This window comes from Pseudomonas sp. GL_093, assembly GCF_057837605.1.
Map to the genome: position 1 here is coordinate 4,913,020 of NZ_CM174448.1, position 24,947 is coordinate 4,937,966.

A 24,947-nucleotide genomic window follows, 5' to 3' on the forward strand; every position below is an offset into this window, starting at 1 on the left:
GATTTGCGGTGACCATAAAGGGCTGTGGTTTCGTACCCTCTGCGCCCGAATTCCATGGCAGAAGCGCGTTCGATGCACAACGACAAGGAAAGTCCCTTCACCCTGACACTTCTCGACGGCGATTTGAGTTTGCAGGTGTTGCAGTTCAGTGGCCGAGAAGCCCTCAACCAGCCCTATCGATTCGACATCGAAGTCATCGGTCTCGCACCGGCCATGAACCTCGACCGACTGCTGCAACAGCCGGTGTTCCTCAGCCTGATGGAGGGCCAGGGTATTCACGGCGTCCTTCACAGTGCCAGTCGCGAGCATCGCGGCCCCCACCGGATCGGCTACAAACTGGTGCTGGTGCCCTACCTTCAATGGCTCGACCGGCAGCGTTCACGCCGCGTCTTTCATCACCTCAGCGTACCGATGATCCTGCGCCAACTGCTGGAGGAACATGATGTGCCCGAGGGGAGCTATCGCTTCGAATTGTCGAACGGGCACTATCCCGTCCGGCCTTTTTGCATTCAGTACGAGGAGAGCGATCTGGCATTGCTGCAACGGCTGTGCGAAGCAGAAGGCATTCACTATCACTTCGAACATCAGCGCGACGGGCATGTGCTGGTCCTGGCGGATGACAGCCTGAGTTTCCCCCAGGAACCCGTCCTTACGCCTTTCCAGGGCGACGCGCCCGAAGACAGTGACGAGCCGGTGATCAGTGAGTTGTTCCAGCGCCATGACTCGCCGCCCTTTCCCTCGCGACTGGAGGCCAGGAACCGTGGCTCGCAAAGCCCCGACGACGGCGCGGCCAACCACGCGTTCAGCAAACCATTGCCGGTGATGGTCCGCCCCGCGCCCGAGCACATCCATCGCGATCAACTAAGCCGTCGACACCTGGAACGTCTGCGTTGCCAGCACCTGCAGATCCACGGTCAAAGCAACCAGAGCGCACTGCGCAGCGCACGGATAGTGCAAGTGTCAGAACATCCACTGACGAATTTCAACGATCAGTGGCTGCTCACCGAAACCCGACATCAGGGGCAACAACCTTCGATTCTTGCCACCGACAAACCTGTCACTGTCCGCCATTACCGCAATCAGTTCACCGCCATTCCCTGGTCGACGGTCTTCAGGCCGGCGCTCAAACAGACCCGGCCGAGCATCCCGGGTTATCAGACCGCCCGGGTGCTGGGCCCGGCCGGGCAGCCGGCGGCGCTGGATGATCGAGGTCGAATACAGGTCAGGCTGTGGCCAACAGCGGAAGCGGATCCGCTTGAGTCTGCCGGTCTCTGGTTACCGGTAGCCCTTGCAACGCCGGACGGTCGGATTGACCCGTCCAGCCTGCCAAAGGCCGGCAGCGACGTCCTGATCAGTTTTCTCGACAGCGACCCGGACCGGCCGGTGCTGTGCGTCGGCATGGGCCATCACCCGCGCACTCGGCGCGTTCCCGAGCCACGCCGCGATAGCCACTTGCTGCTCGATTGGCTGGTCAATCGCTCGGACCTCACGCCCTGACACTCACCCTTTGTCGGCCTTGCCTGCCGCCGCCGCGAACTTCGCCAGACGCACATCCAGATGCCGTGGCCGACGCCCGTGATCCTCGGCGCGCTCCTTGCGGCGGATGGCGTTGCGCACCATCAATGAGCCGAGGTAACGAATCGGTTCCGGCGGAAACAAGCCCAACGGACCGTTGACCAGAGGCGAACGGGTCCAGGCGTTGTCCAGTCCCTGAACCATCGAGGCGAGAATCTGCCCGCCCATATGACACGGGCCAACCCCGCTGCCGGAATATCCGAAACCATAAAACACGTTACCGCTGGCGCTCATCTGGCCGAAGAACGGCAAACCGGTGACCGAGCGATCAGACGGACCGTTCCAGGTCGCCTCGACCTTGACCTGGGCAAACGCCGGAAAGAACTCGCTCAGGCTGTGCTGCAACAAACCGGCATAGGGCGATGGCTGATCGAACACCGGCAACATTCGCCCGCCGTAAGCAAAGGTGTTGCCGCCCTTGCCGAGCATGATTCGGCCGTCCGGAGTGTTGTGGTAGTAGTGCACGAAAATCCGCGAATCGAGCACCGTGACGCCGCTGGTCAAACCGATTTCGTTGAGCAGATCGGGTCGCGGTTCGGTGATCAGCATGTCGCTGGAAACAATCGCCACACTGCGCTCGAACTGTGGAAACGCCCGGGCCATCCAGGCGTTCATCGCCAGCACCACGCGATCAGCGCGAACGGTGCCGTTCGGGGTTTGTATCCCCGCTGGCTTGCCCTCCTGCAACCCGGTCATGGCGGTGTGCTCGTGAATCCTCACGCCGAGTTGCAAGGCGACCCGGCGCAAGCCGCGCACCAGTTTGCCCGGCTGCACACTGGCCGCCGCCGGGGAAAACCAGCCTTCCAGATGTTTGCTGGAACCGGCCATGCGTTGCACATCGGCCACCGGCCGTTGGGTGAAGGAGTTGATGCCATTACGCTCCAGCGCCGCGATCACGGCGTCGGTCGAACCGCATTGGGCACGGTTGGTGGCGGTGTAGAGCGTCCCGTCGAGGCGGTAATCGGCGTCCACCGCGTACTGCTCGCAAAAGGCGCCGATGGCATGGATGCTGCGCTCCGATTCCTTGACCAGGCGCACCGCTTCTTCGACGCCGAACAGCCGTTCCAGGGTGAAGTACTTGGCCGACCACGACAGTGCACAACCACCGTTGCGGCCACTGGCACCGGCGCCGCAGATATCAGCCTCGATCAGCAGCACATCCAGCTCGGGGTTCTGCTCCTTGAGCATGATCGCGGTCCACAACCCGGTGTAGCCGCCGCCGACGATGCAGACATCGGCGCGGGTGTCGCCCACCAAGGGTTCGCATGGCGCGCAGGACTCGGCCGCCAGCGCCTGTTCCAGCCAGAAAGGTCTCATGGGTCAATCCTTAAGTACGCAGAGGTTTTACGGTGATCGGTTGATTAGGTACGAAAACGCTTTCGGCACTCAGGCCAGCCGGACGGCTGTTCCAGTGCGGGATCAGCACCAGGGCCGAAAACAACGCGCAGCCGGCGAAGACGATGAACACGGTGACCGAGTCGAAGTAGCCCGGCAGCAAGCCGCCGAGAATCGCCCCGACCGAGCCGCAACCGTTGACGAAGCCGGCCGCTGTGGCGCCCGCCTTGGCGGTGCCGAAATCGATCGCGGCCGCGCCGCTGATCATCGAGTCCGGTCCGTACAGGGTCAGGCCCATGACGAACAGCAGCGCCACCACCAGCATCACGCTGCCGGTATGCAGGGCGCCCATGAACAAGGCCAGGGTCACGGTCAGCGCCAACAGGCTGAGCACACACGCCGGCATGCGTCGGGCGCCGAACACTTTGTCCGAAGCCAGGCCCAGCAGAATCGGCCCGAGCAACCCGGCCAGTTCAAACGCAGTCGGAATGATTGCCGCGCCGACCTTGCCCACTGAGGGCATCTGCTCGAAGACGATTACCGGTCCCCAGAGCAGAATCGCGTAGCGCGCCGGTTTCAGCAGAAAGTACGCCAGACCCAGCACCAGCACGGTGCGGTTGCGCAGAATTTCTTTTAACGGTTCCAGCATGCTGATCTTGCTTTGCGCGTCGGCCTCTTGCGCCGTCAGTTGCGGTTCCGGTTCCACCGCCGGCAAGCCAACATCTTCCGGTTTGTTGCGTTGAAAAATAAAAAACAGCACGGCGACCAGCCCAACCACCGCCGCACTGGAAAAGAACGCCGCATGCCAGGTGCCGATCAGCGTATACGCCCACCAGCCAGCAAACGGCGAAGCCACCAACCCACCAAAGGCGTAGCAGGAACTCCACAACCCCAGCACCCGCCCGCGCTGTTCGGCGGGAAAGAAACTGCCGAGGTTCTTGCACAGCCCGGACCAGCCGGTGGACTGGGCAAACCCTTGAATCAGCATGCAGGTAGCGAAGATTGGTAACGTCGCGAAACTGCCCATCACCAAGGCTGCCGCCGCTGAAATCAGCAACCCGCCTAACACTACGACCCTTGGGCCAAAGCGGTCGGCCAGGATGCCCCAGGTGAATTGCCCGATGGCGTAAGCCGTGAGGTAGATGGCGTCGAGGTTGGCCATGGCCATTTTGTCGAGCATGAAGGTGGGGTCTTCGGCGATCCCCAGTTTTGCCACGGAAAAAGCTTTGCGGGTGAAGTAGAAAGCGGCGTAAGCGAGCCAGGTGATCGCGAAGATCTGCACGCGCCAACGCTTGATAGTGCCGATGTGCTTGTTCATGGTGGTTCTGACCTCAGGGTGTGAGTGTGCCGGCAGAAATTGAGAAATAACGCCTGTTTTTTTATTGTTGAGCACTTCGATATCGCAGCTTCCCTGAGGCGATATCGGTCAGATGAGTCCTGCTGTTGCACGCACAGGCTCATGGCCGCCGACACTGTTCGACTGACCAGTCACCGGGGCTGAGGTGGATAAAAACAATTACTGATTAATAAGTGAAATCGATTTATCGTATTTCCAATATAAGCTCAGCTTGTTACTGGAGGTTTCGATGTCGGTTTCCCACGCCCAGCTCAAAGCCTTCCACGCCGTGGCCGTGCACGGAAGCTTTACCAAAGCCGCCGAGCGGCTATTCCTCACGCAACCGGCGATTTCCGACCAAGTGCGCAAACTCGAAGAGCGTTTCGGTGTGCTGCTGTTCCACCGCAACAAACGCTCGGTACGCCTGACCGATCTGGGCGAGCGCTTGCTGAGCATTACCCAGCGATTGTTCGTTATCGAGGCCGAGGCGCAGGAGCTCTTGCATGACTCCAGGGCCTTGCAGACCGGCAGCCTGATTCTCGCGGTGGATGCGCCAGTGCACGTGTTGCCGCAGATCGCGCGGTTCTGCGAACGCTACCCCGGCATCAGCGTGAAGATCGAAACCGGCAACACCGATGAATCGCTGTTTCGGTTGTTCAACTACCAGGCCGACCTGGCATTGCTGGGCCGGGAGGTGAGTGACGAACGTCTGATCTCGCTGCCGCTGCGCAATGACCCGATGGTGGCGTTCGTTTCGCGCAATCATCCGTGGGCCGACCGTGAGTCGATTTGCCTCGCGGATCTGGATGACACGCCGTTGGTGTTGCGGGAAATCGGCTCGGTGACGCGGCAAACGCTGGAAGAAGAAATGGCCCAGGCAGGCTTTCGCATTCGGCCAGCGATTCAGGTTGAAGGTCGGGAAGCGGCGCGTGAAGCGGTGGTCGTGGGGATTGGCGTTGGTGTGGTGTCGGCCGCCGAGTTCGGTGCAGATTCGCGGGTGTGCGCGTTGCCGATTACCGACTGCAAACGACGATTGACCGAGACGCTGGTGTGCTTGCGCGAGCAGAGTTCACGGCGGGTGGTGGCGACGTTTCTGGAGATGGTTCGCGAGAGTCTGGTGTAGGCAGGTCTGGCCCCATCGCGAGCAAGCTCGCTCCCACATTGGATCGTATTTCTCCAGGAAGAACTCGGTCAAATGTGGGAGCGAGCTTGCTCGCGATGGGCGCACCTCGGTTACAAGGCGGGCGCCAACTCGAAAAACGCCTGTATCAAGCGCAAATCCCGCCGCCGTTCCATGCACCCGATCATGTGCCGATTGACCAACCCTTCACCAAGTATCGGCACCGCCGCCACCCGCGGGTCATGACTGACCTCCACCGACGACACCACGCCAACCCCCAACTCTGCGGCGACGGCTTCAGTCACCGCCTCGCGACTGTCCAGCTCCAGCAACACCCGTGGACTGACCAACGCCGCCGCGCACGCCTCGTCGAAGGTGCGCCGGGTGATCGAGCTCGGCTCGCGCAACACCATGATCACCTGATCCAGCGCCTTGAGCGGCACGCCCTTGGACATCTGCGCCCAGGGATGACCGTCGGGCACCAGCGCACAAATCCGTGATTCGCTTAAGTCTTGCAAATGCAGCCCCTTGCGCGGTTCGACCTCGGTCAGCACCGCCACGTCGGCATGCTCCGACAGCAACGCCGCCAAGGTTTCCTGAGCATTGCCCAGCCGCAGGTTCACGGTAATGCCGGGATACCGCGCGCGCAGGCTGGCGAGCATCGGCATGACCATGTGCGGCCCGTCCGCCGCAACTTCCAGACGCCCGGTCAGCAACTGCCGGTTGGCCTCGAGCATCACCTGCGCCTCTTCGGCCAGACCGAACATCGCCCGGGTGATCGCAGCCAGTTTGGTGCCCTCCTCCGTCAGCTCCACCCGTCGTGCGGTGCGCCGCAACAGGGTGATCTGGTAATGCTCCTCCAGCGCCTTGATGTGCCCGGTGACCGCCGGTTGGCTGATGAACAGTCGCGCGGCGGCCCGGGTGAAGCTGCCCTCGCGGGCCACCGCATCGAATGCGCGGAGCTGGAACAGGTTCATGAATAACCCTCACTGATGGCTGGCATAACAACAAACAATTTGATTGATAGCACGGCAAATTGCAATTTAAGCCCCGTAGCTTCATCCCATCGATTGCGAGGACACGAGAATGAGTACTGCCGAACCCATCCTGCTCACCCCCGGCCCACTGACCACATCGGCCCGCACCCGTCAGGCGATGATGGTCGACTGGGGTTCATGGGATGACCGCTTCAATCAACTGACCGCCAGCCTGTGCGAACAACTGCTGGCGATCATCAACGGCGGCGACAGCCACCACTGCGTGCCCCTGCAAGGCAGCGGAACCTTCGCGGTCGAAGCGGCGATCGGCACACTGGTACCTCGCGACGGCAAAGTCCTGGTGCTGATCAACGGCGCCTATGGCAAACGCCTGGCGAAGATCTGCGAAGTGCTCGGCCGCTCCTTCAGTACCTTTGAAACCGCCGAAGACGAGCCGACCACCGCCGCCGACGTCGACCGCCTGCTGCGCGCCGACGCCAGCATCACCCACATCGCGCTGATTCACTGCGAAACCAGCACCGGGATCCTCAATCCGCTGCCGGAAATCGCCCACGTCATCGCGCAACACGGCAAACGCCTGATCATCGACGCCATGAGCTCCTTCGGCGCGCTGCCGATTGACGCGCAACAGGTGCCGTTCGATGCGCTGATCGCCGCCTCGGGAAAATGCCTGGAAGGCGTGCCGGGAATGGGCTTTGTCTTTGCTCGCAAAGAAGCGTTGGCCGATGCCGCCGGTAACTCGCACTCGCTGGCGATGGACCTTTTCGACCAGCACACCTACATGGCCAAGACCGGCCAGTGGCGCTTCACCCCGCCGACCCACGTGGTCGCGGCGTTGCACGAAGCCCTGCTGCAATACAACGAAGAAGGTGGCTTGCCCGCCCGGCATCAGCGCTATGCCAACAACTGCCAGGTGCTGCTCGATGACATGGCCAAACTGGGGCTGCGCAGCTTCCTGCCCGCCGCGATTCAGGCGCCGATCATCGTCACCTTTCATGCACCGAAAGATCCGCGCTACCAGTTCAAGGAATTCTACGAACGCGTCAAGGCCAAGGGTTTCATCCTCTACCCCGGCAAATTGACCCAGGTCGAAACCTTCCGCGTCGGCTGCATTGGCCACGTCAACCAGGACGAGATGCACGCGGCCGTGGCGGCGATCGCCGAAGTGCTGCGCGAGATGGAAGTCCTCGAAATCTGACTCACCACGACTTGTAGCAGCTGTCGAGCCTGCGAGGCTGCGTTCGGCTGCGAAGCAGTCGTAAACCATCCACCTCGGTGTTTTTAGATGAACCGAGTAGCCAGAGTTAACGACTGCTGCGCAGCCGAACGCAGCCTCGCTGGGGCTCGACAGCTGCTACAGGGCTCTTCATTCCCCAAATACAGGATTTGAGACATGAACTACGCAAACCCAACCAAGCTGCAAGCCGCCATCCTCGACTGGGCCGGCACCGTGGTCGACTTCGGCTCTTTCGCGCCAACTCAAATTTTTGTCGAAGCCTTCGCCGAATTCGACGTCCAGGTGTCCATCGAAGAAGCCCGCGGGCCGATGGGCATGGGCAAGTGGGACCACATCCGCACCCTGTGCGATCAGCCGGAAGTGGCCGAACGTTATCGCGCCGTGTTCGGCCGTACGCCAACCGACGATGACGTCACCGCCATCTACAAACGCTTCATGCCCCTGCAAATCGAGAAAATCGCCGAGCACTCGGCGCTGATTCCGGGCGCGCTGGACACCATCGCCAATCTTCGCCAGCAAGGGATCAAGATCGGTTCCTGCTCCGGCTACCCGAAACAGGTCATGGACAAGGTGGTCGAACTGGCCGCCACCAACGGCTACGTCGCTGACCACGTGGTCGCCACCGACGAAGTGCCCAACGGCCGTCCATGGCCGGCCCAGGCGCTGGCCAACGTGATCGCGCTGGGCATCGATGATGTCGCAGCCTGCGTGAAGATCGACGACACCGTGCCGGGCATTCTCGAAGGTCGTCGTGCCGGCATGTGGACCGTGGCGCTGATCTGCTCGGGCAACGCGCTGGGCCTGGACTACGAAGGTTACCGCGCCCTCGGCAGCGACCAACTGGCCAGCGAACGCAAGCGCATCCACGGGATGTTCGAAGGTTCACGGCCGCACTACATGATCGACACCATCACCGATTTGCCGGAAGTGATTGCCGATATCAATAAGCGTCTGGCCAAGGGCGAGATGCCGCAAACCAACTGATTGCGCCTGCCGCCGCATAAAAAAGCGCCAGTTCTTTAACGGAACTGGCGCTTTTTTGTGGCCGACCTCGTGATCTAGAGCATTGAACACCCAAATAGCCACAGGCAAATCCACCAAAGCGGATTACAGTTAAAGCACACCGTCGAACAAGAACGGTGGCTCGACCTGACCTGTGAGGAACACCGTATGCCCTGGAAGAACTCTGACTCACGCTACAGCACCGTATCGATCGCGCTGCATTGGTTGATGCTGGTCCTGCTGGCGCTGGTTTACGCGTCTATCGAGTTTCGCGGGATCTTTCCCAAAGGCAGTGGGGCACGAACACTGATCGTCGAATCACACTTCATGCTCGGCCTGACCGTGTTCGTGCTGGTCTGGCTGCGGCTGTTCGCCCGCAGCCTCGGCCCGGCACCGCAGATCTTCCCGGCCTCGCCTCACTGGCAGACCGTGCTGGCCAGGCTGATGCACTGGGCGCTGTACATTTTCATGATCGCCATGCCGATTTTGGGTTGGCTGGTGACCAGCGCCAAGGGCAATCAAGTGATGTTTTACGGCATTGATCTGCCGTTGCTGATTGCCGAAAACAAGGAGTTCGCCAAAGAACTCCAGGGCTGGCATGAACTCGGCGGCACCATCGGTTACTGGCTGATCGGCCTGCACGCCGTGGCGGGGATTTATCACCACTATGTAGTGGGTGATAACACCTTGCTGCGGATGATGCCCAAGCGCGGGTGAATCCCGCCGCTCACTGGAAACCCCGGCGGCCCTGCAAACCGCCGGTATGGATGAAGATCAGGCGCGTGCCCTTTTCGAATCTTCCGGCTTCGACTTGCTGCTTGAGCGCCAACAGGGCTTTGCCGGTGTACAGCGGTTCGAGGGGAATGCCGCAGGCCTGTTCGGTCTGATCGATGAATTCGAGCAACAGCGGATCGACTTTGGCAAAGCCGCCACGACTGGCGTCGAACAATTCATAAGCGCGACACTGTAAACCCGCCTCTTGCACAATTGATTCGACTTGCTGCGCCACCCCATGATCGTCGGGCACCGCCAGCGCGCCATACACCGGGTGTTCACCCGCCTCGGCCAGCACCAGACCGGCCAGGGTCGTGCCCGTTCCGCAGGCCAGCCACCAGCCGTCGTAGTCGCTCCAGCCAAGACCGTTCAGTTGCTCGCTGACCATTGTCCTCAGCGGTATGCAACCCTTGGCTCCCTGCAAACCGCCGCCACCTTCCGACACCGGATGCAGATCCGGATACTGCGCCTGCCATGGCAGCCAGAAACCCGGCTCGTGCCGCGCTCGATAACCGCCATAACCGAGCCAATGCAGCTGCATACCGAACGCCTGCAAGTCTTTCACCGTCGGCGTTTCTTGCGGATGACCGCGCAGCAGGCCAACGGTGCGAAAACCAAAACGTTTACCCGCCGCCGCCAGTGCATGCAGATGATTGGAGTGGGCACCGCCCAGACTGATGATGCCTTTGGCACCGATCTGGTCAGCGGCTTTCAGGTGCTCAATGAGTTTGAACCACTTGTTACCGCTGATCAGTGGGTCGATCTGGTCGAGGCGCAGGATCGCGACTTCGATGCTTGATCGGGTCAGCCAATCAAGATGAAGGGGTTCGAGGGGGGCCTGGGGTAGCCAATCGGTTGGAGGGGAAAGCATTGGCGCCTGATTGTGCTCGGATAGATCCAGCATTCTAGTCGCTCAAAGTCAGCCATCGCGAGCAAGCTCGCTCCCACACTCGATCCATGTCGCACCGAAGATCTACTGTGGGAGCGAGCTTGCTCGCGATGGCCATTGGCGCGCTCGACCTGCGTATTACAACTCGGCAGCCAGACGCGAACCCTGGTTGATCGCCCGCTTGGCATCCAACTCAGCCGCCACATCCGCGCCGCCAATCAAATGCACGTTCTGCCCGGCCGCCACCAGCCCCTCCTGCAATTCACGCAGCGGATCCTGCCCGGCGCAGATCACGATGTTGTCCACCGGCAGCACTTGTGGCTCGCCGGTTTCGCCGATGCGGATGTGCAAACCTTCGTCGTCGATCTTCAGGTACTCAACGCTGTTGAGCATCTGCACCTGCTTGTTTTTCAGACCGGTGCGGTGAATCCAGCCGGTGGTTTTACCCAGGCCATCGCCGACCTTGGATTTCTTGCGCTGCAGCAGGAACACTTCACGTGCCGGTGCATGGGGTTCAGCCTTGATGCCGGCGACACCGCCGCGCGCTTGCAGATGCGTATCGATGCCCCACTCCTTCCAGAACGCCTCGCGATTTTGGCTGGTGGCCACGCCCTGGTGAACCAGGAACTCCGACACATCAAATCCGATACCACCGGCACCAATCACCGCGACGCGTTTGCCCACCGGTTTGCGCTCAAGGATCACGTCCAGGTAGCTCAGCACCTTGGCGTTCTCGACACCCGGAATCGCCGGGGTTCTTGGAGCAATGCCGGTGGCGAGAATGATCTCGTCGTAACCGCCTTCGACCAGCTGTGCGACGTCGACGCGGGTGTTCAGGCACACCTCAACGTGGGTGGTCTGCAGTTTGCGGTTGAAGTAGCGCAGGGTTTCGAAGAACTCTTCCTTGCCCGGCACACGCTTGGCGATGTTGAACTGGCCACCGATTTCGCTGGCCGAATCGAACAGCGTCACCTGATGGCCACGCTCGGCGGCCACGGTCGCCGCGGACAGACCCGCAGGACCGGCACCGACCACCGCGATTTTCTTGATCTGCTGCACCGGCAGGTAATTGAGTTCGGTTTCATGACAGGCGCGCGGGTTCACCAGGCAACTGGTCAACTTGCCGCCGAAGGTGTGGTCCAGACAGGCCTGGTTGCAACCGATGCAGGTGTTGATTTCATCGGCACGACCTTCAGCGGCCTTGTTGACGAAGTCCGGGTCGGCGAGGAACGGCCGCGCCATGGAGACCATGTCGGCATCGCCTTCGGCCAGAATCTGCTCGGCGACTTCCGGGGTGTTGATACGGTTGGTGGTGATCAGCGGAATGCTCACCGAACCGCGCAGCTTGGCCGTGACTTTGCTGAACGCACCGCGCGGCACTTTGGTGGCGATGGTCGGGATCCGCGCTTCGTGCCAGCCGATGCCGGTGTTGATGATGGTCGCACCGGCCTGCTCGATGGCCTTGGCCAGTGTTACGATTTCTTCCCAGCTGCTCCCGCCCTCCACCAGATCGAGCATCGACAGGCGGAAGATAATAATGAAGTTCGGGCCTACCGCTTCGCGCACCCGGCGGACGATTTCCACCGGCAGGCGCATGCGGTTTTCGTAGCTGCCGCCCCAACGGTCGGTGCGGTGGTTGGTGTGGGCGGCGAGGAACTGGTTAATGAAATAACCTTCGGAGCCCATGATCTCGACGCCGTCGTACTCGGCCTGTTGCGCCAGGGTCGAGCAGGTGACGAAATCGCTGATCTGCTTCTCGATGCCTTCCTCGTCCAGCTCTTTAGGCTTGAACGGGTTGATCGGCGCCTGAATGGCGCTCGGCGCGACCTGTTTCGGGCTGTAGGCATAACGCCCGGCGTGAAGGATCTGCATGCAGATCTTGCCGCCCGCCTCGTGCACCGCGCGGGTGACGATGCGGTGCTTGAGCGCTTCTTCCTCAGTGGTCAGTTTGGCCGCGCCGGAGTACACCCCACCCTCGTCGTTCGGGCCAATACCGCCGGTGACCATCAGGCCAACGCCGCCACGGGCACGTTCGGCGAAGTACGCCGCCATGCGCTCGAAACCGCCGGGCTTTTCCTCAAGACCGGTGTGCATCGAACCCATCAGGGTACGGTTGCGCAGCGTGGTAAAACCCAGGTCCAGCGGGGCCAACAGGTGCGGGTAATGAGCGGCGGCCATCGGTAACTCCACATCGAGCGATCACGGAAAAAGTGCAGGAGCTCTGCGGCCCCGTCAGTCATGTTGGACAGACTAAGAGTCGCGCCGCTGTCACTCAATGACCGTAACTGACAACTTATTGATCCAAATGTGCAGCGCCCCTTGGCAAGGGCCGGCATGCGCCCTACCCTAGTCGCGAATCCTGCACACGGCCGTTGACTGTTTCCCCATGCGCAAACTTCTGTACCTGACCTTCTCCATGGCATTGATTGCCGCCCTTACGACCTACGCCATGTGGGCCGCGGACCGTCCGGTGGGTCATTACCTGTCGGACCTGCGCATCAACCTCGCGGTCGACCAAGGCACACCCGCTGATCGCGGCAATTTGCTGGGCATCCAGCCCGAGCTGTTTCCCACCGACTATCAAAGCCCCGAGCGCCTGCACCGCAAGTTGGCGGCCTATTTGCAGAAGGCCCAGGACCAGGGCCTGCTGAACGAAAAAACCATCGTCGTCCTGCCCGAACATGTCGGCACCTGGTTGATGGTCAGCGGCGAGAAAGATGAGCTGTACCAGGCGACCACGCTCAAGGAAGCCATGAACTGGCTGGCGGTCAGTAACCCACTGAAGTTCGTCCGCGCACTGATCAGCGCCAAGGGCGACAAACGTCTGGACGACGCGCACCTGCGCATGAAGGCCAAAGGCATGGCCAAGGACTACCAGTCACTGTTTGGTGGTCTGGCGAAAGAATTCCACGTGACGTTGGTGGCGGGCTCCATCGTGCTACCCGAGCCCAGCATCATCGACGGCACCCTGAAAATCGGCCGCGGCGCGTTGTACAACAGCAGCGTGGTATTCGGTCGCGATGGCTTGCCGATCGGCCAACCCCAGCGCCAGATGCACCCGATTTTCGATGAACATGAAGTCATCGCCGCCAACGGCGAGCATACGCTCAACGTCGTCGACACCCCGGCCGGACGCCTGGGCGTGTTGATCGGCAGCGACAGCTGGTACCCGGACAATTACCGCAAGCTCGACGACCAGGGAGCGCAGTTCGTCGCGGTCCCGGCGTTTGTGATCGGGCGCGGCACCTGGGACAAACCGTGGGGCGGTTACAAGGGTCTGTCGACGCCTGACTCCGTCAGTCTCAAGGCCGGGGAGCTCAGCGAAGGCCAGGCCTGGCATCGTCTGACCCTCACCGCCCAGCCGCCCAGCAGCCAGGCAATCGCCGGCATGAGCGTGTTCCTGCGCGGTCAGTTCTGGGATCAGGGCAGCGCCGGTCAAAGTTTTCTCAGCAGCAACGGGCAGCAGTTCGCCGACGGCAATGCCCGTGGCGCGCGATTGCTGAACCTCTGGTTGTAACCGATGAAACCGTTGCCGATGCGCCTCGGCGATCTGTCGGTCGGCTTTGTTCATAGCCTGGCCGACGCCGTGCGCAGCCATGGTGTAGACCCTCAGCCGTTGCTCGAACAATACGGCCTCGACACGGCTCGCCTGAGCGAAGCGAGCGCCCGGCTCTCGATCCCGCGCTACATGCGCCTGGGTCACAGCGCCATTCAACTGACCGACAACCCGGCACTTGGCTTGCGCATGGGTCAGCTCAGTCGCCTGAGCCAGGTCGGCCTGGCCGGGGTCACGGCCGCTCAGGCGCCAACGGTGCGAGAAGCCGCGCGGTGCCTGATTCGCTTCGAAGCCTTGTATGGCTCCAACTATCGCGGTCAATCGAGCTTTCACGAAGACGCCCAAGGCGCCTGGCTGCGGTTTTATTCCATCAGCCCTTACAACGCCTACAACCGCTTCGTGGTGGATTCGATCATCGCTGGCTGGTTGCAGCAATTGTCCAGCATCAGCCCTGCCCTTTTAAGGGCCGAACGCATCGAGATCGAGTTCGATGAGCCGGATTACCGAACGGCTTATGAGGTGCTGGGCGACTGCCCGATCCAGTTTGGCGGCGAGCACAATCAACTGCGCTTGAGCCTTGCCAGCCTCGCCCAGCGCAACCCGGAACACTGCCCGAGCACCTGGCGACACTTGCTGCAACTGTGTGAACGGGAGCTGGAGCAACTGACACGCACCCGCAGCCTGCGTGAACGCATCACTCAGTTACTGGGGCCATTGCTCAATGGTGGCCGGGAACCCGACCTGGAAGAAGTGGCGGCACGCCTGAAGCTGCCAACCTGGACCTTGCGCCGCAAACTCGCCGAGGAAGGCACGCAATTTCGCGCGATCCTCAATGACACGCGTCGCGACCTGGCCATGACCTACATCCGCGATACCGAACTGGCGTTCGGAGAAATCGCCTACCTGCTGGGCTTTGCCTCAGCCGAAGCCTTTCAAAGGGCCTTCAAACGCTGGAGCGGCCAGACTCCCGGCGAGTTTCGCCGCAGTCATCGCCAATCCGCTTGACGCTTACAGCTCGGTAGCGTCTTCGGCCGGTTCCAGCGGGTCCAGTTCAAACGCCTGATACTCGAGCAGCTCTTCTTGATAATCGTCCATTTTGAATCCCCCACAGCTCGTTGAAAAAAACGCCTGAATAAATGACCAGCGCCCCGAGCATAAAGTGCCCACGTGAAAGAAAAATGACGCAGGCACGCCGCTCAGCGGCTACTTAATAAAACGTAGCAGGCCGTCAGGAATTTATCACAGGATTTTTTCGATACAGGCCGTAGGACAACGGCCTGGGTTGACGCGGATCAATTTAAAAGCCGCTGCGGGATTGGTGTCGTCTGACCCGATCCCGCAGCGTCAGAGCACGATTACTGGCCAGATACAGGAATGGCCGAAATAGGCTCGGTGGGTGGAGGCAGGCTTGATTGGGGCGGCGGAGTGACGGTTTCCGTGGTCGATGCCGGCTCGGTATTCCCGGCCGGAGCAATCGGAGCGGCTTCAGGCGGCGGTGCAACCGGCTCAGAGGCTGCTGGAGCAGCTTCGGCAGGTGCCGGCGCAGGTTCTGCCGCAGACGGCGCCAACGGAGCCGGTGCGACCTTGGCTTCAGGCACGCCGAGATCGGGTTTCGGCTTATCCTTGATGTGCGCGGCCTTTTTCGCTTCCGGCGGCAGGAACAACTCGACCAGGGTGAAGAACCGCTCGTAGAACTTGGGCGACGATACGGTTTCGCTGGCGACCTTGACCATCGAGTCGTCGGACGAGCCGATCGGCATCGACACAGAACCCAGCACGCCTACACCAACGCTGGCGGAGTTGTTGGTCTTCTTCAGCGCATAACGGTCCTGCAGGGCGTTGGCGAACATCGTCGCGTGGTGCCCTTCACTGCCGTCATCGGCACAGACCACACTGAAGCTGATCTCCATGTGGGTTTCGCCGGTCTGCTGGAAGCTTTTGTGTCCGCTGACCAGTTTCGGGTCGGCGCTGGTGATGATGTAGCCCTGGCTGAGCAACGCCCGACGGGCGGCTTCGCACGTCTGCGCATCCGTCACCGGGTAGCTGCGCGAAAACGTTCCGGAGTCATCGAAGTTCTCATGCTCATAGATCGGGGCTTTCTTCGACGAGCAGCCGGCCGCGGCGGCCAGCACCAACGCCAGCCCTGCAACACGCATGGGAAATGATTTAAACATTGAACATCCTGAGGAAAACGGTCCGGGGCGTATTGTGCAACAGATCGATGCTTAGCGGAGTATCGATTAGTGTCTTAAAACAGTTACAAGTCTACTGACTGTCATTTACAGGAAAAAGTCGCACGGGAAACACTCAGGCGACGGGTAACCCTCGCTGCTTTTGTTTCGCCCATAAAAAACCCCAGCCTTTCGGCCGGGGTCTTTGTGTAGCGCAACACTCAGTCAGGCATCAGAAGCGTTTGATCTCAGCCTGGCTTTCCAGCTGTTTGCGGTAGGCCGCAAAGTCTTGCTGGCCAATGCGCGAAGCAAGGAAGCGACGGTATTGAGCCTTCTCTTCTTCGGTCGGCGCAGCAGCTTCGTTCACGCCGTTCAGACGCACAATCACCAGGCTACCGTCGGCCAGGGTCACGCTGCTGAAGGTCGGCTTGTCCTTGGCGACAGGCTTGGGCATGCGGAACAGCGCCTGCAGCACGGTTGGGTCAACCCCTTCCTGGCCACGAGTGGCTGCCTGGGTCACTTTCCAGCTCTGACCGTCGATCGCCTTGTCCAGCGCAGTCTTGCCATCGCGCAGGCTGACAATCAGCTCTTCAGCCTTGGTCTTGGCGGCAGAACTGGCGTGTTCCTTGGCCAATTGCACGCGAATACTGGCAGCTACGCTTTCCAGCGGCAGTTGCGCAGGTTTCAGGTGCTCCTTGGCGCGCAACACGATCACGGTTTCCGGATCGAGCTCGATAGCGGTGCTGTTGGCACCCTCATCCAACACTTCAGGGCTGAACGCCGCAGTGACCACGGCACGGTTGGCCGCAACACCGTCGCCACCTTCACGGCCGAACGGTTTGGACGTATGAACAGTGAGCTTCAGGTCCTGCGCCGGCTGAACCAGATCGGAGGCTTCGAACGACGAGTCTTCCAGTTGCTTGGTCGCCTCCACGAAACGCTGCTCGACCTGCTGGGTTTTCAGCTCACGGGTCAGCTTGTCTTTCAGGCTGGCGAGCGTCGGCACTTCAGGCGCTTCGACACCCAACAGCTTGATCAGGTGGAAACCGAAGTCGGTGCGAACCGGCGCCGAGACCTGATCCTTGGCCAACGCATACAGCGCTGTTTCGAAGGCTGGATCGTAGACACCAGGACCGGCATAGCCGAGGTCACCGCCGTTGTTCGCCGAACCAGGATCCTGGGAGAACTCCTTGGCCAGAGCTTCGAACTTCTCGCCTTTGGCCAGGCGTGCCTGGATCTCTTCGATCTTGGCCTTGGCTTGCGCTTCGGTCGCCTTGTCGTTCACTTCGATCAGAATGTGCGCGGCCCGGCGTTGTTCCGACAGGTTCGCGGTCTCTTTCTGATACGCCGCTTGCAGGTCTTCGTCCTTGACGCTGACCTGATCAAAGAAGGAAGCCTTCTTCAACTCCAGGTAATCAATGACCACCTGATCCGGCGTCATGAATTCCTTGGCGTGTTCGTCGTAGTAGGCTTTGACTTCATCGTCGGTCAGCTTCACAGCCGCCGGGTCGACCTTGACGTTCAAGGAAGCGAAATCGCGGGTCTGTTTTTCGAGACGGGCGAATGCCAGAACCTGTGCGTCGGTGACGAAACCGCTACCTGCCAGACCAGCGCGCAGCTGACCGATCAGCATTTCCTGAGCCAGCATCTGGCGGAATTGCATGCGGCTGTAGCCGAGTTGGCGAATAACCTGGTCGAAACGCTCAGGGCTGAACTTGCCATCAACCTGGAATTCAGGCGTTTGCAGGATCACCTGGTCCAAAGCAGCTTCGGAAAAAGCGAACTTCGAGTTTTCTGCGCCTTGCAGCAGCAGCTTGCGATCGATCAAGCCTTTGAGGGCCGATTCGCGCAGCATTTTTTCGTCGAGCAAGGAAGCATCGAAATCCTTGCCCAGCTGTTGCATGAGCTGACGGCGTTGCATATCGACCGCCTGGCTCAGCTCGTTCTGGCTGATTTCTTCACCATTGACCTTGGCCGCATCATTACGATGCGTAGTGGCCTTGAAGATGGCGTCGAAACCGGTCAAAGCCATCAGTGCAACGATGACCCCGATAATGGTCTTGGCAATCCAGCCTTGTGAATTGTCCCTGATATTCTGCAGCATGCGTCCCCCAGAAACGGTTGAACTTCAAAATTAGGCAACCGTGGAGCGTGGGTAGAATCCGGATAGAAGAAAGGCGCATCCGAGGATGCGCCTTCTCGTAACTGGCGGAGCGGACCGATGACTCGAACTTGCGAGCCTCGGTGTCTCGGATCGGCGACTCGCCGACTGGACTACCGCTCCGCTGCCAGGTCAGGCATGACCCCGACCCGGATAGGCAAAAACCTGAATCGAACTTAGTTGACAGCTTCTTTCAGTGCTTTACCGGCTTTGAAACCTGGTTTTTTAGCAGCTGCGATTTCCAGCGTCTTACCGGTCTGTGGGTTACGACCAATGCGAGCTGGACGATCAGTTACGGAGAAAGTACCGAAACCAACCAGAACAACAGAGTCGCCGGCCTTGAGAGCGCCAGTGACGGATTCGATTACAGCGTCCAGCGCACGGCCAGCAGCAGCTTTCGGGATATCAGCGGATGCAGCGATAGCATCAATCAGTTCCGACTTGTTCACTCTAAGTCCCCTTATATCTATTTTGAGTATGATTCTAAGTTTTTTGGTGAAAGCAAAAACGAGTGCTGAATGGCCTACAGACACTTAAGAGCCGCTTTATAACAAGGGCTCTAAAAAGCTGTCAACAAGCCACCCAGGCAAATGCGTACTAATGCGTGCTAATTCTTTCCTTAGAGTCAGACTCGCGTTTTTCATCCTTTGCAACTATCTCTGGAGCTACATCTGGCAAGGGCTCCGGCGCGTATTGCAGCGCAATTTGCAGGACCTCGTCAATCCATTTAACCGGTTTAATCTGCAGATCTTGCTTGATATTGTCAGGAATTTCCTTCAGATCGCGTACGTTCTCTTCAGGAATGATCACCGTCTTGATTCCACCACGGTGAGCAGCGAGCAGTTTTTCTTTCAAACCGCCAATCGCCAGCACCTGACCACGCAGCGTAATTTCGCCAGTCATCGCAACGTCCGCGCGCACAGGGATCCCGGTCAATGCCGACACCAGAGCCGTGCACATGCCCACACCGGCGCTAGGGCCGTCCTTCGGGGTCGCCCCTTCCGGCATATGGATGTGCGTGTCGCGCTTCTCGTGGAAGTCCAGGGGAATCCCCAGGCTCTTCGCGCGACTGCGAACAACAGTCAGGGCCGCCGTGATCGATTCGACCATGACGTCACCCAAAGAACCGGTCTTGATCAACTGGCCTTTACCCGGTACGACGGCGGCTTCGATGGTCAGCAATTCGCCGCCCACTTGAGTCCACGCCAGCCCGGTGACCTGACCGATCTGATCCTGCGATTCAGCCAGACCGTAGCGGAATTTGCGCACGCCCAGGAAGTGTTCCAGCATCTCGGCAGTGACCTTCACCGAGAAGCGTTTTTCCATTGCATGCTCTTTGACCGCCTTGCGGCAAACCTTGGCAATCTGGCGCTCCAGCCCACGTACACCGGCTTCGCGGGTGTAGTAGCGGATGATGTCACGGATCGCTTCGGCGTCGAATTCCAGCTCGCCTTTTTTCAAGCCGTTAGCCGTAATCTGCTTTGGCGAAAGGTATTTGACGGCGATGTTGATCTTTTCGTCTTCGGTGTAACCCGGCAGGCGAATCACTTCCATCCGGTCCAGCAAGGCTGGTGGAATGTTCATGGAGTTCGAGGTGCAAAGGAACATCACATCGGACAAGTCGTAGTCGACTTCCAGATAGTGATCGTTGAAGTTGTGGTTCTGCTCAGGGTCGAGCACTTCCAGCAACGCCGACGCCGGATCGCCACGCATGTCGCTGCCCATTTTGTCGATTTCATCGAGCAGGAACAGCGGGTTGCGGACGCCCACTTTTGTCATCTTTTGAATCAATCTTCCTGGCATCGAACCGATATAAGTACGGCGATGACCACGAATTTCCGCTTCATCACGCACACCACCGAGGGCCATGCGCACGAATTTGCGGTTTGTGGCGTGAGCAATCGACTCCGCCAGAGAGGTTTTACCCACCCCAGGAGGACCGACCAGGCACAACACCGGACCACGAATTTTCTTCACGCGTTTTTGCACGGCGAGGTATTCGAGGATCCGCTCTTTGACTTCTTCCAGACCATAGTGGTCTGCATCGAGAATGTCTTCAGCGCGCGCCAGGTCCAGACGCACTTTGCTCTGCGCCTTCCACGGCACCTGAACCAGCCAGTCAATATACGAGCGCACCACGGTCGCTTCCGCAGACATTGGCGACATTTGTTTTAACTTGTTCAGTTCGCCCTGGGCTTTAACCAAGGCATCTTTCGGCAGACCGGCGGCATCGATGCGCTTTTTCAGCTCTTCGATTTCGTTGTGGCCTTCGTCGCTGTCGCCGAGCTCTTTCTGAATGGCCTTCATCTGCTCATTCAGGTAGTACTCGCGCTGGCTGCGCTCCATTTGTTTTTTGACGCGACCGCGAATGCGTTTTTCGACTTGCAGCAGGTCGATCTCGGCATCCAGCAACGCCAGAACGTGCTCGACCCGGGCCGACAAATCGATGATTTCGAGGATTTCCTGCTTCTGCTCGATCTTCAGGGCCATGTGTGCGGCCATGGTGTCGACCAGGCGGCCTGGTTCGTCGATGCTGTTGAGCGACGACAGGACTTCAGCCGGGACTTTCTTGCCCAGTTGCACATATTGTTCGAACTGAGCCAGCAGGCTGCGGACGAACACTTCCGACTCGCGCTCTGGCGCGTCGACTTCGTCGATCAATGAGACTTCGGCACGGCAGTGGCCGTCCACTTCGCTGAAACGCTCAACGGCGCCCCGTTGCTCACCTTCGACCAAAACCTTGACCGTGCCGTCAGGCAGCTTGAGCAGCTGTAGAACGGTAGCAATGGTACCTACGCGATAAAGTGCTTCTTCACCGGGATCGTCGTCAGCAGGGTTTCTCTGAGCCAGCAGAAGGATCTGCTTGTCGCCCGTCATCGCTGCCTCGAGGGCTTCGATGGATTTCTCGCGCCCCACGAACAGCGGGATAACCATGTGCGGATAAACCACAACATCACGCAATGGCAGGAGAGGCAATTCGATGGTTGTCTTCATGATTTCGCCTCTACGGCGGCCATAAGGCCGTAAACAGATGGAAGTGAGCTTGAAACCAAGATGGGGGCTACCTTCAAAAAAAACAAGCTTAAAGAAGGTGTTAAAACGCGCAAAAAGCAAAGGGGCCCGAAGGCCCCTTCTTTATTCCAGCAGCGTGACGCTTAGGCGTCTGGCGCTGCCTTGGCAGCCGGCTCACTGTTTTCGTAGATATACAGTGGCTTGGACTTGCCTTCTATAACGCTTTCGTCGATCACTACTTTACTCACCTCGGACTGCGAGGGGATTTCATACATAGTGTCGAGCAATACACCTTCGAGAATCGAACGCAGTCCACGGGCACCGGTTTTGCGTTCCAGGGCACGTTTGGCGACCGATTTCAGAGCGTCGGCCCGGAATTCCAGATCCACACCTTCCATCTCGAACAGCTTGGCATACTGTTTGGTCAGAGCATTTTTCGGCTCGGTGAGAATCTGCATCAGCGCAGCCTCATCAAGCTCGTCCAGCGTGGCAAGTACCGGCAGACGACCGACGAATTCCGGGATCAGACCGAACTTGACCAGATCGTCAGGCTCGACTTCACGCAGGGACTCACCGACTTTCTTGCCTTCTTCCTTGCTGCGCACTTCCGCGTTGAAACCGATGCCGCCCTTGGTGGAACGGTTTTGAATAACCTTTTCCAGACCGGAGAACGCACCACCGCAGATGAACAGGATGTTACGGGTGTCGACCTGAAGGAATTCCTGCTGCGGATGCTTGCGACCACCTTGTGGCGGAACGGAAGCGACCGTGCCTTCGATCAACTTGAGCAGGGCCTGCTGCACGCCTTCACCGGAAACGTCCCGGGTGATCGACGGGTTGTCAGATTTACGCGAGATCTTGTCGATCTCATCGATGTAGACAATGCCCATTTGGGCCTTTTCTACGTCGTAATCGCACTTCTGCAGCAGCTTCTGAATGATGTTTTCGACATCTTCACCCACGTAACCTGCCTCGGTGAGGGTGGTTGCGTCGGCGATGGTGAACGGAACGTTCAGCAAGCGGGCCAGTGTTTCGGCAAGCAGGGTCTTACCCGAGCCTGTCGGGCCGATCAGCAAGATGTTGCTCTTGCCGAGTTCGACATCGTCATTCTTTTTGTCACGCTGGTTCAGGCGCTTGTAGTGGTTGTACACCGCTACGGCCAGAACCTTTTTCGCACGCTCCTGACCAATCACGTACTGATCAAGGATGCCGCTGATTTCTTTAGGCGAAGGCAATTTATGCGCGCTGCTTTCGGCCTGGGCTTCCTGCACCTCCTCACGGATGATGTCATTGCACAGGTCGACGCACTCGTCGCAGATAAAGACCGAGGGGCCGGCAATCAATTTGCGCACTTCATGCTGGCTTTTGCCACAGAAGGAGCAATAGAGCAGCTTGCCGTTGTCCTCGCCGTTGCGGGTGTCAGTCATTCGTTCGATCCAAATCCGATAGGCTTGCAACACAAGATGAAGGCTATTGCGGGCTTTTTCAAGCCCGCGAGTGATCGGACGCGCCGACCAACCTTATTTTGAGCTGCTTAATTTAAGCGGGGCGCTGGCTGATCACTTCATCGATCAACCCGTATTCACGCGCTGCTTCTGCACTCATGAAATTATCGCGGTTGGTATCGCGCTCGATTTCTTCAAGAGTGTGCCCGCTATGCTTGGCCATCAGCGTGTTGAGACGCTCACGAATGAAGAGGATTTCCTTGGCATGGATTTCGATATCCGAAGCCTGGCCCTGGAAACCGCCCAGTGGCTGGTGAATCATCACACGTGAGTTCGGCAGGCAGTAACGCTTGCCAGCGGCACCGGCCGTCAGTAGAAACGCACCCATGCTGCACGCTTGACCGATACAGGTGGTCGACACGTTTGGCTTGATGAACTGCATGGTGTCATAGATCGACATGCCCGCCGTCACCGAACCACCCGGGGAGTTGATATAGAGATGGATGTCCTTGTCCGGGTTTTCCGCTTCAAGGAACAGCAGTTGCGCACAGATCAGGTTGGCCATGTAGTCCTCTACCGGACCAACCAGAAAGATCACTCGCTCCTTGAGAAGGCGCGAGTAGATGTCATAGGCGCGCTCGCCACGAGCAGACTGCTCGACAACCATCGGGACCAGGCCGCCTGCGGCCTGGATATCAGAGTTCTGCTGAATATACGAATTACGGAACATGCTCTGCAGTCACTCCCAAATAGTTATGTCTTGAATACGCATAAGCCAGCACGAAGGCTGGCTTATGTGTGTACTTCTTACCGCAAAAACGATCAGTCGGCTTGTGGAGCTTCTACCGGCTTGACTGCTTCTTCGTAAGAGACCGATTTGTCGGTCACGCTAGCTTTCTGCAGAACAGTATCCACAACTTGTTCTTCCAGCACAACCGAACGAACTTCGTTCAGTTGCTGGTCGTTCTTGTAGTACCAAGACACAACCTGCTCAGGCTCCTGGTAAGCCGAAGCCATTTCCTGAATCATTTCACGAACGCGGGCTTCGTCAGGCTTGAGGTCGAATTGCTTGACCACTTCAGCCACGATCAGACCCAGCACAACGCGGCGCTTGGCTTGCTCTTCGAACAGCTCGGCCGGCAGTTGCTCAGGCTTGATGTTGCCACCGAACTGCTGAACAGCCTGCACGCGCAGACGGTCAACTTCGTTGGACAGCAGAGCCTTAGGCACTTCGATCGGGTTGGTGGCCAGCAGACCATCCATTACCTGATTCTTGACCTTGGATTTGATCGCCTGACGCAGTTCACGCTCCATGTTCTTGCGAACTTCGGTGCGGAAGCCTTCCAGACCCGTTTCCTTGATGCCGAATTGAGCGAAGAATTCTTCGGTCAGTTCTGGCAGTTTTGGCTCGGAAACAGTGTTCACGGTCACGGTGAACTCAGCAGTTTTGCCTGCCAGGTCGAGGTTCTGATAGTCCTCTGGGAAGGTCAGGTTCAGAACGCGCTCTTCGCCGGCTTTAGCGCCAACCAGACCGTCTTCAAAGCCAGGAATCATGCGGCCGGAACCCAGAACCAGCTGAGTACCTTTGGCGGAACCGCCAGCGAACACTTCACCGTCGACCTTGCCAACGAAATCGATGTTCAGCTGGTCTTCGTTTTGAGCAGCGCGATCGGCCACTTCGAAACGGGTGTTCTGCTTGCGCAGCACTTCCAGCATTTTGTCCAGATCGGCATCAGCCACGTCAGCGCTCAGGCGCTCAACCGCGATACCTTCGAAACCGGCAACGGTGAACTCAGGGAACACTTCGAAAATCGCGACGTATTCCAGGTCTTTGCCAGCTTCCAGCGATTTCGGCTCGATCGAAGGAGCGCCAGCCGGGTTCAGCTTTTGTTCAACAACAGCTTCGTAGAAAGAAGACTGGATCACGTCGCCAACGGCTTCCTGACGTGCATCAGCACCAAAACGGCGCTTGATTTCACTCATTGGCACTTTGCCTGGACGGAAGCCAGCAATCTTGGCCTTTTGGGCAGTCTGCTGCAGACGCTTGTTGACCTGAGTCTCGATGCGCTCAGCCGGCACGGTGATGCTCATGCGGCGCTCAAGAGCAGAAGTATTTTCAACAGAAACTTGCATGGATATTCCTCGTTGCACAGACGTTAGCCGGCCGTTTCCGACCCCAGAATCAAGGGCATGCATTCTAGTGGGTCAAACTCAAGAAGTCACCCTACTGAAAACGGGTAAAAAAGCAGCAGGCAATTTATAGGCGGGGACAAACGGTTGTGCCTCGCCCTGTTAGCAAATACAGCCAATCATGCCAGGGCTCTGCGCCAATCCTT

Annotated in this window: 19 protein-coding genes; 7 read left to right on the forward strand and 12 right to left on the reverse strand. The window is 59.1% G+C overall.

Translation table 11 applies throughout. From position 1 onward, the window contains the following. Positions 1-72: 72 nt before the first annotated feature. Entirely contained in the window at positions 73-1,497 is a 1,425-nt protein-coding gene (locus AC3IUE_RS22705) for a type VI secretion system Vgr family protein (RefSeq protein WP_489263817.1), read from the forward strand. A 3-nt stretch (positions 1,498-1,500) separates the two neighbouring features. On the opposite strand, the gene AC3IUE_RS22710 is transcribed toward AC3IUE_RS22705, so the two are convergent. Continuing rightward, positions 1,501-2,892, reverse strand: a complete 1,392-nt coding sequence (locus AC3IUE_RS22710) for an FAD-dependent oxidoreductase (protein ID WP_489263818.1) — start codon at positions 2,890-2,892, stop codon at positions 1,501-1,503. Between the two features lie 10 nt (positions 2,893-2,902). Beyond that, entirely contained in the window at positions 2,903-4,228 is a 1,326-nt protein-coding gene (locus AC3IUE_RS22715) for an MFS transporter (protein ID WP_461999255.1), read from the reverse strand. Positions 4,229-4,496: 268 nt separating this feature from the next. Here AC3IUE_RS22715 and AC3IUE_RS22720 point away from each other — a divergent pair, with 268 nt between their 5' ends. Continuing rightward, positions 4,497-5,369, forward strand: a complete 873-nt coding sequence (locus AC3IUE_RS22720; RefSeq protein ID WP_056740259.1) for a LysR family transcriptional regulator — start codon at positions 4,497-4,499, stop codon at positions 5,367-5,369. Between the two features lie 110 nt (positions 5,370-5,479). Here AC3IUE_RS22720 and AC3IUE_RS22725 read toward each other — a convergent pair whose 3' ends face one another. Beyond that, positions 5,480-6,343 carry a LysR substrate-binding domain-containing protein gene (locus AC3IUE_RS22725; RefSeq protein WP_489263819.1) on the reverse strand — a complete coding sequence of 288 codons (864 nt, stop codon included), beginning with the start codon at positions 6,341-6,343 and terminating at the stop codon, positions 5,480-5,482. A 109-nt stretch (positions 6,344-6,452) separates the two neighbouring features. On the opposite strand from AC3IUE_RS22725, the gene AC3IUE_RS22730 reads away from it, so the two are divergent. The 3 genes from AC3IUE_RS22730 to AC3IUE_RS22740 all read left to right on the forward strand — a co-directional run bounded on the left by AC3IUE_RS22730 (position 6,453) and on the right by AC3IUE_RS22740 (position 9,320). After that, entirely contained in the window at positions 6,453-7,562 is a 1,110-nt protein-coding gene (locus AC3IUE_RS22730; protein WP_489263821.1) for a 2-aminoethylphosphonate--pyruvate transaminase, read from the forward strand. 195 nt (positions 7,563-7,757) lie between these two features. Continuing rightward, complete coding sequence (gene phnX / locus AC3IUE_RS22735; protein WP_489263823.1) at positions 7,758-8,585, forward strand: phosphonoacetaldehyde hydrolase; 828 nt, start codon at positions 7,758-7,760, stop codon at positions 8,583-8,585. A 186-nt stretch (positions 8,586-8,771) separates the two neighbouring features. Then, positions 8,772-9,320 carry a cytochrome b gene (locus AC3IUE_RS22740; RefSeq protein ID WP_056740251.1) on the forward strand — a complete coding sequence of 183 codons (549 nt, stop codon included), beginning with the start codon at positions 8,772-8,774 and terminating at the stop codon, positions 9,318-9,320. A 10-nt stretch (positions 9,321-9,330) separates the two neighbouring features. On the opposite strand, the gene AC3IUE_RS22745 is transcribed toward AC3IUE_RS22740, so the two are convergent. Next, complete coding sequence (locus tag AC3IUE_RS22745) at positions 9,331-10,248, reverse strand: 1-aminocyclopropane-1-carboxylate deaminase/D-cysteine desulfhydrase (protein ID WP_489268924.1); 918 nt, start codon at positions 10,246-10,248, stop codon at positions 9,331-9,333. Between the two features lie 156 nt (positions 10,249-10,404). Continuing rightward, a complete protein-coding gene (locus AC3IUE_RS22750; protein WP_489263824.1) occupies positions 10,405-12,444 on the reverse strand; it encodes an oxidoreductase in 2,040 nt (679 codons plus the stop codon). Positions 12,445-12,652: 208 nt separating this feature from the next. On the opposite strand from AC3IUE_RS22750, the gene AC3IUE_RS22755 reads away from it, so the two are divergent. Continuing rightward, a complete protein-coding gene (locus tag AC3IUE_RS22755; protein ID WP_056740248.1) occupies positions 12,653-13,783 on the forward strand; it encodes a carbon-nitrogen hydrolase family protein in 1,131 nt (376 codons plus the stop codon). Positions 13,784-13,786: 3 nt separating this feature from the next. Beyond that, entirely contained in the window at positions 13,787-14,827 is a 1,041-nt protein-coding gene (locus AC3IUE_RS22760) for an AraC family transcriptional regulator (protein WP_489263825.1), read from the forward strand. A gap of 350 nt (positions 14,828-15,177) precedes the next feature. Here the strand turns inward: AC3IUE_RS22760 and AC3IUE_RS22765 are convergent, their stop codons facing one another. From AC3IUE_RS22765 to tig, 7 genes are all read right to left on the reverse strand, one after another. Continuing rightward, positions 15,178-15,996: a DUF2242 domain-containing protein gene (locus AC3IUE_RS22765; RefSeq protein WP_461999263.1), complete on the reverse strand. Its 819-nt coding sequence runs from the start codon at positions 15,994-15,996 to the stop codon at positions 15,178-15,180. A 229-nt stretch (positions 15,997-16,225) separates the two neighbouring features. Then, complete coding sequence (locus tag AC3IUE_RS22770; protein ID WP_461999264.1) at positions 16,226-18,097, reverse strand: SurA N-terminal domain-containing protein; 1,872 nt, start codon at positions 18,095-18,097, stop codon at positions 16,226-16,228. A 233-nt stretch (positions 18,098-18,330) separates the two neighbouring features. After that, positions 18,331-18,603 (reverse strand): HU family DNA-binding protein, encoded by a 273-nt coding sequence (locus tag AC3IUE_RS22775; protein ID WP_002552737.1) that lies wholly within the window; start codon positions 18,601-18,603, stop codon positions 18,331-18,333. Between the two features lie 148 nt (positions 18,604-18,751). Beyond that, a complete protein-coding gene (lon, locus tag AC3IUE_RS22780; RefSeq protein ID WP_489263826.1) occupies positions 18,752-21,148 on the reverse strand; it encodes an endopeptidase La in 2,397 nt (798 codons plus the stop codon). A 161-nt stretch (positions 21,149-21,309) separates the two neighbouring features. Further along, positions 21,310-22,593 (reverse strand): ATP-dependent Clp protease ATP-binding subunit ClpX, encoded by a 1,284-nt coding sequence (gene clpX, locus AC3IUE_RS22785; RefSeq protein WP_007946893.1) that lies wholly within the window; start codon positions 22,591-22,593, stop codon positions 21,310-21,312. Positions 22,594-22,705: 112 nt separating this feature from the next. Continuing rightward, positions 22,706-23,341 carry an ATP-dependent Clp endopeptidase proteolytic subunit ClpP gene (gene clpP / locus AC3IUE_RS22790; protein WP_033057292.1) on the reverse strand — a complete coding sequence of 212 codons (636 nt, stop codon included), beginning with the start codon at positions 23,339-23,341 and terminating at the stop codon, positions 22,706-22,708. A 92-nt stretch (positions 23,342-23,433) separates the two neighbouring features. Next, positions 23,434-24,744, reverse strand: coding sequence for a trigger factor (gene tig / locus AC3IUE_RS22795; RefSeq protein WP_046047576.1), 1,311 nt, complete (start codon positions 24,742-24,744; stop codon positions 23,434-23,436). Positions 24,745-24,947: the final 203 nt, after the last annotated feature.